The organism is Chryseobacterium sp. c4a, from assembly GCF_009900745.1.
Lineage (GTDB): Bacteria > Bacteroidota > Bacteroidia > Flavobacteriales > Weeksellaceae > Chryseobacterium.
This window is the reverse complement of the sequence record NZ_WXVU01000010.1, coordinates 1-11,394: the sequence shown is the minus strand read 5'-3', so window position 1 is coordinate 11,394 and position 11,394 is coordinate 1. Positions and strand designations below refer to the sequence as shown.

The following is an 11,394-nucleotide window of genomic DNA, read 5'->3' as shown; positions in this document are numbered from 1 at the left end:
GCCTTAATTTTTCTTAAGTGATAATGTTCCTTTTCTTTGCCAAAGCTCCCTTCCAGTCGTGAGGCCCGCTCCTTGGTGATAAGGGACTTTATCTTTCTCTCCTCCTTGTAATTTCTTGAAGCTCTGCCTTTGGGTTTAATTCATATCCCATATCCAATGCAACCACTCCGATATACAATAATAACATATTCAGAACAGATTCCCTGTTTTTGATAAGATAAAGTAATAAAGTGAGGGTGATAAGTGCTTGTAGTACAACTACCATAATGATGTATAGCATGATAACTGATATTTTGTCAAAATTATAGATAATATAAGCATGGTATCTTTAACAAATTATTAAATATCAGCCAGAAAAACAAAGAAGGAGGCTTTTGTGAAATTGAATAGTAATTATTATTTTAGCAAGTAAAGCCAAGTTGAATGTCAAAAAAGAAGTACATTTTATTATCAATTTTAAAGACGTGGTTAGTTTCAACAGTAGTTTCTATGATCCTTCTCATTATATTTATGAGCTGTACTAGGGAACCGGCGAGAGAACATCCAAGAAATTGCGATATGAGTGGTGTTGTGTATGGGCTTACTCTATTTTGGATAGTATTGATGAGTATGGTATCATTCAGTAGTTTGTTATCGCTTTTAAACCCATTTCAGACCAGAATGAAATCCGGTGTATGTTGGTTACTTCTTCCGATCCTTTCTTTGGGATATTATTTCTTTTTGGTGGCTGAATTGACCATTACGAGGGAGATGATTTTATTATTTTTGATTGTGAATTTGCCCTGGTTTGCCCTTTGGGTATTTTATTATTTTAAATTCAATACTCTTTACTTCAGTCAGAAAATGCAGCAATAACCTAGTCTGAAGTTGTATAATTAAATGTATAGAACAAAAAAATTACTGCCTTGTAGGACAGTAATAGTAAAAATCAGTGATATGGTGGTTGATCAGTTTGTAATTTAAAGCAGAGATTTATGCTGTTTAAAAGGCTGATCGTTTGGCGTTGCTTTTTAATTCGGTCAATTATTTAATATTTAGTCTGAATTAGGTGTCATTGTCTGAGTTATTTTACGATAAAAACTTGACGAATCAACTTTGTTTAGACCGAATTTTTGGCAACTTCTATATCATGGTTATTGATGACATTGTTGTGATAGCTTGTATGTAATGTTCTCCAAACCCTTTCTGGTAAAGTTTTTTTTGGAAAATGGTACAATCATGCAAATCATTTGCAAATGTATATCACAGCATTTTGAGAATTGCTACACTTTTGTGTAGATTTGTGGTATGAAAGCTAAAAACTATACTTTAGTGTAGTAGTGAAGAAAGCTTTAAAAGAATATGGAACAGATTAAAAGGTTTTTTAACGAACAAAATGATGTCAGTAAAGATGCTGACATTGATTTCAGCCAGGATGGAGATTATTTGGAAGCAGTGAAAGCTCTTGCCCGAACTACCTACCAGAGTTTGTATGTGATCAATTATCAGACTAAAGGTTTTGAATATGTTTCAGAAAACCCTCTTTTTTTATGTGGTAAAACCTCAGAAGAAGTAAAGAATCTTGGGTATGCTTTCTATTTTCAAAATGTGAAACCCGAAGATGTGGAAATGCTCATCAAGATCAACGAAGCAGGGTTTAAATTCTATGATAAAATTCCAATAGAAGATAGAAAGCTTTATTCTATTTCCTATGATTTCTATCTTATTAATAGTAAAAAAAATATGATTCTGGTGAATCATAAACTTGCTCCTATGTTTCTTACTGAAGACGGCCAGGTCTGGAAAGCTTTGTGTGCCGTTTCTCTTTCTAATAATACTTCTTCAGGAAATGTAGTACTCAGCAAGGAAGGTTCTAATGAAATCTGGAAATATGATCTTATAGAAGATAAATGGGAGAAAAAAGAAAAGATAAAATTATCTTCAAGAGAATATGAGATCCTAAGTTTGTATGCCAGTGGGCTGACTATCAGTGAAATTGCCGATAAACTTTTTATTACTGCAGATACTGTGAAATTTCATCGTAAAAAGCTTTTTGAAAAAATTGGAGTAAATAATATTGCAGAGGCTTTATCTTATGCTAAAACCAACAAATTGCTTTAAAAAAAACTAATGAAGCTCCGTTTTTTTACGGTATTTTTCAGAATGTCTTTTAGGATTCAATTTTAGGTCTGATATTTGTACTGGGTAGCCAAACTAAATGACCTGTTTTATTTATGAAGAACATATCTGTGAAAAAATCATTTCTATACGCCTGTTTATGTGCAGTGTCTCTTGTTTCCTGTAAAAAAGAAATAGAAAAGATAAGCGATACTTTTAAAGATACAGTTTCTGCCTCTGAAGCTCCTGAAGCAGAAAAAGATTCTATAAAAAAGGATTCTGTGCCTGTGGTTAAAAAAGAATCAGCTCCGCCCATGATGCAGGAGAATGGTTTTTATAATGCCTTTATCCTTCCAAAAGATAAAAAAATGAGGGATTCTGTATATGCAGAATTCAGCAAAAAATATGACGAGAAGGAACGTACTGCTATTTTAGCTTTAAACCGATTGGATTCTAAAAGCAAATGGAATGCAGACACCCTGGTGGTTCCTGCTAAAATAGATACTACTTTAATGGCCTACTCACCATTTCCTATGCAGCTTGATGTATTAAACGGGGTGAAAAAATTTGTCATCTTTTCCTACCCAATCCAGGCTTTTGCAGTTTATTCCAATGGAAGCCTTATTAAATGGGGGCCAACGAGTATGGGGAAAAAGACAGCGCAAACTACAAGAGGACTTACTTTTGCCAACTGGAAAAAGAAGCTGTCTATTTCAACAGTCAGCAGTGAGTGGAAACTTCCTTACAATTTTAATATTCACAATATTGGAGGGATTGGTTGGCATGAATATACTCTTCCCGGATACCCGGCTTCACATTCCTGTTTAAGATTATTGAGAAAAGATGCCCAATGGTTGTACTCTTATGCAGATACCTGGATTTTGAATCCGGGAGGTGCTACCACAAAAGCAAGAGGAACGGCAGTAATGGTATTTGGAGATTATAATTGGGGTGGAAGAAGACCATGGAAAAAACTTCTGGATGATCCGAATGCTAATAACATTTCTGTAGAAGAGCTAACGAAATTATTAGAAGGAGATGTCCCTAAGATGTTGAAAGAACAAGCTAACAGAGAAAAAGTAGCTGATTCTATCAAAACAGCAAGAGCAATGGCTACTCCCACTCAGAATGAAAGATCTAACGATACTTTGTCTAAGTAATTTTCTTCTCAAATTGTAAAGTAGATTCCTCCGCAAATTGTCTTAGCTTAAGCATTTCTTCTTTTCCTTTATGCTGGCCAAATCTCGCCGCAATATAAGTGAGAAGAATAAAAAATAACATAACAAAAGAAGCGCTCAGTGCCCAAGGGTATTCAGCGCTTTTTATTTGCTTTTCTACATAATACATGGTGAAGAAAGTCATCCAGAAAATAGAGAAGGAAAAGTAAAGGAACATAAAGAATGTCCACACTGCGGAGCTGGGGCCGAAGACTCCGCGTATTACGGTTTCGTCATCTTCTATTTCAACGCGTAAAGCAAGGCAGGGCTTCCAATAATTATCATCTTTTGTTTCCACCCAGATGGTAGCAACCTCTTTATTGATGTTGCCGGAAAATTCGCCTTTATGCTCAGCAAGATATTTTTTCAGATTTTCAGCATATTCTTCTTTGCTAAGATGAGTAAACATTTTAAATCTTGGCCGGGTTCTTATTCTGTCTAAGGTGGTTTCTTCAGTAGTCATAATAATATTTATTCTTGATAAGGGATAGGGTCTTCTAAATTAAATTGAAAAATCAAGTTGACTCCTTTTCGTTGAACAGTCATGGTAATGCTTTTTCCTTCAGACGACTTCATCATTTCTAAAATTCTTTCCAAGGTCATCTCTGATGTTTTACTTCCATTGATGCTGATTACTTTATCGTCTATTTTTAGACCTGCTTCATAAGCTGGTGAATCTTTTCTTACTCCTGCAATGGAAAAGATGGGTTTCAGATTGAACTTATATTGAAATGACTCCCCAAATACTTCATTTACTTTGCCTGTATTAATCATGGCCTGGGTTTCAATTCTTACCCTGTCTTCCTGCCATTCCAATCCATCTTGTTTGAAATCCAACCCACTCATATTAAAATGAAAGGGGTCATCAAAGTTTCTGTTTTTTTTCAAATATAGTTTATTGTTAGCATAATCAAAAATGAGCGAGAATCGTCTCATGATTTCTCCGCCTATAGAGCCTTTTCGATCTTTTACAAGATTAACATGCTGGATAGAGAATTCATCGGGCATTGCGGTAAGTGGTTTTTCAAACTTAAAATCACCCAAGTAAAAATTATGAATTCGACTTCTTTTACCATAAATATCTCCATTGAATCCACGACCCAGAAAATCATCAATATTGGGTCTGTTATAAACAAAGTCTTTAATAAGCGTAGGAAAGAGCCAGATAGGATCACTGTTTCCAAGATCAATCAAAAGTTTTGATTCTTTCTTTTCATTAGTCATTTCTACATAAGCATTGAGGTAAGGTTTGTCCTTTTCAATACTAATTGGAATTTCTTCATACCTTCTGATCTTATTTTTTAAGGCATCAATATTTTCATAGACTGTTAATTTTTTAGAAATATAGTCAATAGCAATAGGATAATCCTTAAAAAAATGATAACCAATAACACCATTTACAGGTATTCCCACATGGGAAGAGATATTGAACTCTTCATTAAGAATTACGTAAAGCGACATAGTAGAATTGATAATCTGATCTCCAATTTTACCAATATTACGATCCGACCTTAAACCATCAATACTTAAACTCCCTCCAAGGCCGGAAAATTTTATCTTCTGAACATTTCCCAATCTAATTTCCTTGTTGTCCAGACTGAATAAAATGGTTTCTGCTACTCCGGTATCCAGCATAAAAGTCAGTTCAGCTCCATTAATATTGATCGGGATAAAGATCAAATTGTTAATAAGCTTAAAAGGAATGACCGTTTTTTTAGTATTAATAAGCTGAAAAGAGTTCTGGGCATGAACAAAAATGCCTAATAATAAACTCAGTAAAAGAAGTTTTAGTTTCATTTACTGAATTTACTGAATTTATCTTTATTATAATAAAAAAACATCCCAAATACTGGAATGTTTGTATAAACTACAATGAAATGTAGGATTTTATTAAATTTAATTGATAGTGGATACTATTTGGAGAAAAATTCCATTAAGTCCATATAATTTTTCTGATTCACGCCATGTCCGCTCATATACTCTCTAAACGTAAAATAGCAGTTAAGGTCATAAAGCAGCTCAGCAGCTTTTCTTCCCCAATCAATTGGGATAACCGCATCATCGGTACCATGAGAAACAAAGAATCTTAATTTTTCCAGCTTCTTTTTATCTTTTATAATTCCGTCCAGAATTTTATCTTCCGTATAGGCACTTAAACAAGCAATTTTTGTAAACAGTTCAGGATATTTCAATGCCAGGGCATAGCATAATACTCCTCCCTGACTAAATCCGCATAAATGGACATTGCTTTCTGTGAGACCGTAATTATTAATGATTTTCAATATGCTTTCCAATGCAGCATTTAAAGACTCTTTAGCCTGAGGAACATCAATAAACTTTTCTGGATCATTGAAATCAATATCATACCATGAATACCCTTCAAATTGAGTGGCTCTTGGAGCTCTGAAACTGATGATGATCCAATCTTTCGGAAGTGTTTCTCTAAAGCTGAAAAGGTCTTGCTCATTGCTGCCATAGCCATGAAGCATAAAAAGTATAGGGGTAGTAGAGGTTATATTTTCTGGTTCTCTTACTATGTAATCTAAATTCATACAGCAAATATAACTAATAAATTACATTGTAAATTCTATCTTTTTTGATTCGTATAAGGGAATAGGATAATTTATTTTGCAGAAATATCTAAGGCTCATCATTACATAAGCATTATTGTTCGGTGTTTTTACTAAAGCTTTTATCAGTATTAAAATGATTTTGAATATAAAAGTGTTTTATGTTTAATAATTAATGGATTACATTGTATTATTAGATTTTTTAATGTAGTTTCTATTTTTATTAATTTGATATTTTTTGTAAAAAAATGTTGTAAAATTTTTATTAAAGATATTTTTATATTAATAAAAAACTTATATTTGAAACATTAAAAATCTATTTGGAGAAATGAAGCAATTTTACAATTTAAAAAGTCTGTTTAGGCTTTCTTCTTTATTCGTTTTATTATTTTCAGTGATTACTGTTGTAAATTCATGTAAAAAAGATGAGGATGAAGAATTTAAGGATCATGTGGTTCAATTCATAGCCAAAACCTCTACAGGAGGACAATTGATCTCTGTAGTAACTCAGGTAGGAACTGCTCAGAACATTATATATGATAAACCTACAGCACCTTTGAAGGAAAGTTGGACGAGTGGAGAGATGTGGGTGAATTCAAGCCAGGCACAGATCAATTTTGCAGCCAACGCGGTATTACCTCAAGATAATTCTGATCTTACCATTACGCTTTTGATAGATGGAGAAGTTGCCAGAACAATGAAGGTTACAGGTAAAGGAGATAACAAGGTTGCAAAAGTTGCTTACAGTTTCCTTGAACTATAATTAAAATATTTCATATAACATAAAAAAAACCGCTCTCAGAGCGGTTTTTTATTTTTCAATAAGGTTATATTCTATAGCTTGATTAACGAGTTCTGTAGAATTTTTAGCTTGAAATTTTTGAAGCAGATTTTTCCGATGGGTATCTACGGTAAGTGGACTTAAAAATAACTCTTCGGCAATTTTATTGCTTGTTTTACCTTGGGCTACCAGCTGTAGAATCTGTTTTTCCCTTTTAGTGAGCCTGGGAATGGGCAGATCATTTTGAGAAGGCTTACGGATGATCTGTTTGGTTTCATTGCAAAAAACAATATCTCCCAATAGAGCTCCTTTGATACAAATCACCAATTCATCAATAGAGGTGTTTTTAAGAATATACCCACTGGCTCCGTTTTGGATAGATTGCATGATAATGCTTCTCTCAGAGCGGTTACTGAACATAATTACAGAAGTATCAGGCGATATTTTTTTTATTTCTCTGCATAGTTCCGTGCCATTGGCATCAGGAAGTGTTATATCCAATAAAATGATATCTATCTTCTTGGAATCCATAAAAGCGATGATTTCTGAACCGGAGGTAAATGTTTCCGGAATATTGAAGGAAGGGTGGCTGTTCAGCATCGTTTTTAATCCTTCGATAACGATAGGGTGATCGTCAACGATGGCAATATTTATTCTTTCATTCTCCATCTATATTGAGTTCTATATTAATTGTTGTACCCTGGTTGTCTGAACTGATTTCCATATTTCCTTTCAGATAATCAACTCTGTTTTTTAAATTGCTAAGTCCCATGCTTTTGGTTTTTTGATGAATATCATTCTCAAAACCTTTACCATTATCTTCAATGGTGATGAAAAAGTCTTTTTCTGATTGAGAACATTGTAGTAAAATATTGCTGGCTTCAGCATGTTTGATTGCGTTGGCTAATAATTCCTGTACAATCCTGTAAATATTAAGTTGGATAGTAAGAGGGAGATTCTTTTCAATATTGATGGCTTGAAAATCTATTTCCAGATCTTTTCTGTTGTAGAATTCACAAAGGTCATTAAGGGCTGTTTCTAAACCGAAATTAAGCAGGGATTCAGGCATCAGGTTTCTTGCGACATGTCGAAGTTCACTTACGGAATTGTCTAATTGTCCCAAGATCTTATAAAATTCTTTATCCTTTTCAGAATCTAAATGGTTAGCAGACCATGTTGAAAAGTTGATTTTTACTCCAGCAAGCATTCCTCCCAAGCCATCATGAAGATCCCTGGCAATACGTTCTCTTTCTCTTTCTTCTCCATCAAGAATAGCTTTTGTTAAAGAGAGTTCTTCCTTTTGTTTTATTTCTTTTATTTTCTGTTCAGAAATCTTCTTATTCTTTCTAAAGATGATATAGAGGAAAATCAAAAGACTTATCACCAATAATAAAACCAGACTCAATCCCCATAAATAAGAGTTTTTCTTGTTGACTTCCAGTTCTTTTTGTTTCTTTTCTGTGTTTAACGTAGCTATTTTTCTTTCTTTTTCTGCAGTGTTAAATTTAGTTTCAATTTTATTGATTTCAAGTTTTACATTTTCAGTATTCAGACTGTCATTAAGATGAGAATATTTTTGTTCCCATGCCAAAGCTTCCTTGGGATTTCCCATTTCTTCACTTAAAGACGATAGCTGTTTATAAATGGTTTTTCTGTTATTAAGATCTATGGCGAGAGACTTTTCTGATAGAATAGCTTCCAAAGTACCTTTTGCCTCATTGTATTTCTTTAATTTTCTCAGAATATCATATTTATTGAAATAAAACATCTGAGCCAATAAATTTTGATTAAACCTTTTAGCATATAAAATCCCTTTATCGATCACCGATACGGCTTCTGAGTTTCTTTGTTGGGTAATATAATAAAGCGTTTTGCTGTAGTAATAAAAGGCATTTACGGAAGAATCGGGATAAGGACTGATGAGCATTTCTGCTTTGTCTAAAAACTTTTTAGCCTCTGTACTTTTGGCCTGATAACAGAAATTATTGGAAAAATTTAAATAATTGAAAAACAGTTCGGTAGAGTTTGGGTATTTCTTTTCAAGAATATTCAGTGCTTTTGTATTGTATTCCTCCGCTTTTTTAAATTCAGCATTATAAGTAAGAATTACAGCAAACTGGGTGTATAAAAAACCCAGATTTCTACTGCCTTCATATTTTTTAGCCAGTGGAATGCTTTTCTCAAGGATGATTTTTACCAAAAAAGGATATCCTTCCTTATCTTTTTGAGTCACTCCATAGCTGTACCATGCAGAAGCCTGAAGAAGATCAGATTCCTCATTTTTTATTTTGGATAGAGCTTTAATTGCTTTTTGATAGGAAGTCGCAGCCTTTGCTTTGTTGCGATCCAGATTATATTGTGCTGCATAGAAATCATATTTAGCAGAAAGAAAAGCATCTCCTTTAATGAGTAATTTGCCATTCTCTAAATATTTTTTACTTGAAAGAGAATCAATATTTCTGTAATAATTGGACAAAAGGAAGGCCGCATTGGCTTTTGCACTATGAGTTTCATTGCTTCTTATGATGCTTTGTAAACTGTCTAAATAAGGCTTCTCATTAAGAGGTATGATTTGTTGCGATTGTACACCAAAGGACAATAATATACTTAATAGGATCAGTAATCTCTTCATCAGATATCAGTTCGGTAGGATATATTTTTAATAAACGGACAATTTAATTAAAAATTTTAGCATAAAAAATACCTGAATTTAGGTAGAAAAAATCACACCATTTTCAGGATTGATAAAGTATGAAGACTCCAATAGCTTTGCAGATACAAATCACTAATCATAGAATATCATATAAAGTAACTAAAATTTAAACAAAAAGATTATGAAAAAAACGAGAATGAATCAACTTTTGAGAGGCACATTTGTGGTACTATTGGCAACCATGTTAATGGGATTTGTAGCTTCTTGCAGCAAAGATGATGATGATAATGTAAATGGTGCAAAAAAGAGTCATAAAGTAGTTTTTAAGGCAATTGCCTCTACAGGAACTAATATTGATGGGGCTGTATACGGAATTGATGGTAATCCTACAACGGCTACAAGTCTTAGTGGAACAACATGGTCAAGCCCTGAAGTAACATCAGAAGCGGGTGCTTACAATGCAAATGTGGTCGTAAACGCAATTGGAGTAGATGCTACTTCTACTTTAAAAGTTCAGATTTGGGTAGATGGTGAACTGAAAAAAGAAGGAACTTCCAGTGGTCAGTATTTATCTGCTTCCGCAAGTTATATATTTTAAAAAAACTAATACTTTCAAAATAAAATCCGGCGTTGAGACTTGTCTCAACGCCGGATTTGTTATGATAGCTAATTAATGAAAAATAAATCTATATTAATTTTTAGATAAATTTAATTTAAAATTTTTCACTTATGTGTGTGTTAATAATAAAAATTGTTATTTTTGATCATCAAATCACAATAAGATGAAACATCAGGAAACATCACGACAGATCAGAAAAGAGATTAATCAATCTTATCAACAGCTTAAAGAGGATTATCCGTTATTGAAAAGACAGGATAGTATTGGTTTTTTGATATTTTTATTTTCAATTATTGCCATTGTTGTAGTATCTTTAGCTTGGTATAAAGCTATTATTCCAACCTGGTTAATGATTATTATGAATGCCTTTTTTATGGGAGTTCTTCACGAGATTGAGCATGATCTTATTCATTGGCTTTATTTTAAAAAGCAAAAACCAGTACATCATTTTATGCTTTTAAGTGTCTGGATTTTGCGTCCATTAACAGTTAATCCCTGGATCAGACGTACCCTGCATTATCATCATCATAAATTTTCAGGAACATTGCATGATGTGGAGGAGCGTGCCGTAACGAATGGCGAACGCTGGTCCGTCAAACGATTGTTGACAATGGCTGATGTTGTTTTAGGAGGTCTTTTCCGTCTTCATCAGATGTTTAATGATATGGATAAGGAAGTGAAAAATGGAAACCTAAAAGAAGAAACGTCTACAACGTTGAAACGAATTACATTTTTAAGCTTAATCCCTCTAACGATCTTTGCGCATGTAATTTTATATTTCTTTTTTGCAGATTGGGTACTGGGTTTGATCAATATAGTATTTAAAACAGATATCAGTTTTCCTTCTTATATTGAAAATGTATTGAGTAGCTTAAACGTAGTTATTTATACAATTCTTCTCCCCAACTTGTTGCGTCAATTCTGTTTACATTTTATCACTTCCAATATGCATTATTTTGGTGATGTGGAGGAAGGAAATGTTATTGAACAGACACAAGTTTTGAATGTGTGGTGGACTTTTCCTATGCAGGTATTTTGTTTCTTTTTCGGATGGACACACAGTATTCATCATTTTGTAGTCAACGAAACATTTTATGTACGCCATATGGGAAGAAAACAGGCACATGAAGTATTGAGGAAATATGGGGTGAGGTTCAATGATCTGGGAACTTTTAGAAGAGCAAACCGTTTTCGGGAATTTTTAAAATCATGAGTCGTCCTAAAATAGGTTGACATAAATTAAACAATATTTAATCCGGAGAGATATTTTATTTCTTCGGATTTTTTATGCACTTTATCTGGCGTTTCCATATTAAGACTTAAATGTGGTCTTTTAGTATTATAAAGATAAATACTTTCTTTTACTAATAAGTTTAGATCTTGAMTATTCTTTGTTTTAGAAAAAAGGAATTCTTGTTTCAATATTCCATTAACCCTTTCTGCTAGCGCATTTTGAT

General features: G+C 33.2%; 13 protein-coding genes. 6 read left to right on the top strand and 7 right to left on the bottom strand.

Going from position 1 to position 11,394, the window contains the following annotated elements:
- Positions 1-88: 88 nt before the first annotated feature.
- The gene (locus GTR01_RS13805; RefSeq protein ID WP_160138413.1) at positions 89-280 is read right to left on the bottom strand and encodes a hypothetical protein; all 192 of its coding nucleotides are present in this window, start codon (positions 278-280) and stop codon (positions 89-91) included.
- A 230-nt stretch (positions 281-510) separates the two neighbouring features.
- Here GTR01_RS13805 and GTR01_RS13800 point away from each other — a divergent pair, with 230 nt between their 5' ends.
- From GTR01_RS13800 to GTR01_RS13790, 3 genes are all read left to right on the top strand, one after another.
- Positions 511-855, top strand: a complete 345-nt coding sequence (locus GTR01_RS13800; protein ID WP_160138412.1) for a hypothetical protein — start codon at positions 511-513, stop codon at positions 853-855.
- Between the two features lie 486 nt (positions 856-1,341).
- Entirely contained in the window at positions 1,342-2,100 is a 759-nt protein-coding gene (locus tag GTR01_RS13795; RefSeq protein WP_160138411.1) for a response regulator transcription factor, read from the top strand.
- A 113-nt stretch (positions 2,101-2,213) separates the two neighbouring features.
- The gene (locus tag GTR01_RS13790; RefSeq protein ID WP_185155132.1) at positions 2,214-3,257 is read left to right on the top strand and encodes a L,D-transpeptidase; all 1,044 of its coding nucleotides are present in this window, start codon (positions 2,214-2,216) and stop codon (positions 3,255-3,257) included.
- On the opposite strand, the gene GTR01_RS13785 is transcribed toward GTR01_RS13790, so the two are convergent.
- The 3 genes from GTR01_RS13785 to GTR01_RS13775 all read right to left on the bottom strand — a co-directional run bounded on the left by GTR01_RS13785 (position 3,250) and on the right by GTR01_RS13775 (position 5,866).
- Positions 3,250-3,777 (bottom strand): hypothetical protein, encoded by a 528-nt coding sequence (locus GTR01_RS13785; protein ID WP_160138410.1) that lies wholly within the window; start codon positions 3,775-3,777, stop codon positions 3,250-3,252. The genes GTR01_RS13790 and GTR01_RS13785 overlap by 8 nt on opposite strands.
- A gap of 8 nt (positions 3,778-3,785) precedes the next feature.
- Complete coding sequence (locus tag GTR01_RS13780) at positions 3,786-5,111, bottom strand: PDZ domain-containing protein (RefSeq protein ID WP_160138409.1); 1,326 nt, start codon at positions 5,109-5,111, stop codon at positions 3,786-3,788.
- A gap of 116 nt (positions 5,112-5,227) precedes the next feature.
- Positions 5,228-5,866 (bottom strand): alpha/beta hydrolase, encoded by a 639-nt coding sequence (locus GTR01_RS13775; RefSeq protein ID WP_160138408.1) that lies wholly within the window; start codon positions 5,864-5,866, stop codon positions 5,228-5,230.
- A 346-nt stretch (positions 5,867-6,212) separates the two neighbouring features.
- Between GTR01_RS13775 and GTR01_RS13770 the strand changes: the two genes are divergently transcribed.
- Positions 6,213-6,647 carry a hypothetical protein gene (locus GTR01_RS13770; RefSeq protein ID WP_160138407.1) on the top strand — a complete coding sequence of 145 codons (435 nt, stop codon included), beginning with the start codon at positions 6,213-6,215 and terminating at the stop codon, positions 6,645-6,647.
- 48 nt (positions 6,648-6,695) lie between these two features.
- Here GTR01_RS13770 and GTR01_RS13765 read toward each other — a convergent pair whose 3' ends face one another.
- Both GTR01_RS13765 and GTR01_RS13760 read right to left on the bottom strand, forming a co-directional pair.
- Complete coding sequence (locus tag GTR01_RS13765; RefSeq protein ID WP_160138406.1) at positions 6,696-7,334, bottom strand: response regulator; 639 nt, start codon at positions 7,332-7,334, stop codon at positions 6,696-6,698.
- Entirely contained in the window at positions 7,324-9,297 is a 1,974-nt protein-coding gene (locus tag GTR01_RS13760; RefSeq protein ID WP_160138405.1) for an ATP-binding protein, read from the bottom strand. The genes GTR01_RS13765 and GTR01_RS13760 overlap by 11 nt, the downstream gene beginning before the upstream one ends.
- A 202-nt stretch (positions 9,298-9,499) precedes the next feature.
- On the opposite strand from GTR01_RS13760, the gene GTR01_RS13755 reads away from it, so the two are divergent.
- Positions 9,500-9,916, top strand: coding sequence for a hypothetical protein (locus GTR01_RS13755; protein WP_160138404.1), 417 nt, complete (start codon positions 9,500-9,502; stop codon positions 9,914-9,916).
- Positions 9,917-10,100: 184 nt separating this feature from the next.
- A complete protein-coding gene (locus tag GTR01_RS13750; protein WP_160138403.1) occupies positions 10,101-11,150 on the top strand; it encodes a fatty acid desaturase in 1,050 nt (349 codons plus the stop codon).
- 26 nt (positions 11,151-11,176) lie between these two features.
- On the opposite strand, the gene GTR01_RS13745 is transcribed toward GTR01_RS13750, so the two are convergent.
- On the bottom strand, positions 11,177-11,394 hold a 218-nt coding region (locus GTR01_RS13745), incomplete at its 5' end, for an integrase core domain-containing protein (RefSeq protein WP_160138402.1).

Excerpts from the sequence above, each read along its gene's own strand:
- GTR01_RS13795 (WP_160138411.1), top strand. The coding sequence starts at position 1,342 with ATGGAACAGATTAAAAGGTTTTTTAACGAACAAAATGATGTCAGTAAA.
- GTR01_RS13760 (WP_160138405.1), bottom strand. The coding sequence starts at position 9,297 with ATGAAGAGATTACTGATCCTATTAAGTATATTATTGTCCTTTGGTGTA.
- GTR01_RS13755 (WP_160138404.1), top strand. The coding sequence starts at position 9,500 with ATGAAAAAAACGAGAATGAATCAACTTTTGAGAGGCACATTTGTGGTA.
- GTR01_RS13785 (WP_160138410.1), bottom strand. The coding sequence starts at position 3,777 with ATGACTACTGAAGAAACCACCTTAGACAGAATAAGAACCCGGCCAAGA.
- GTR01_RS13775 (WP_160138408.1), bottom strand. The coding sequence starts at position 5,866 with ATGAATTTAGATTACATAGTAAGAGAACCAGAAAATATAACCTCTACT.
- GTR01_RS13805 (WP_160138413.1), bottom strand. The coding sequence starts at position 280 with ATGCTATACATCATTATGGTAGTTGTACTACAAGCACTTATCACCCTC.
- GTR01_RS13750 (WP_160138403.1), top strand. The coding sequence starts at position 10,101 with ATGAAACATCAGGAAACATCACGACAGATCAGAAAAGAGATTAATCAA.
- GTR01_RS13770 (WP_160138407.1), top strand. The coding sequence starts at position 6,213 with ATGAAGCAATTTTACAATTTAAAAAGTCTGTTTAGGCTTTCTTCTTTA.
- GTR01_RS13780 (WP_160138409.1), bottom strand. The coding sequence starts at position 5,111 with ATGAAACTAAAACTTCTTTTACTGAGTTTATTATTAGGCATTTTTGTT.
- GTR01_RS13790 (WP_185155132.1), top strand. The coding sequence starts at position 2,214 with ATGAAGAACATATCTGTGAAAAAATCATTTCTATACGCCTGTTTATGT.
- GTR01_RS13800 (WP_160138412.1), top strand. The coding sequence starts at position 511 with ATGAGCTGTACTAGGGAACCGGCGAGAGAACATCCAAGAAATTGCGAT.
- GTR01_RS13765 (WP_160138406.1), bottom strand. The coding sequence starts at position 7,334 with ATGGAGAATGAAAGAATAAATATTGCCATCGTTGACGATCACCCTATC.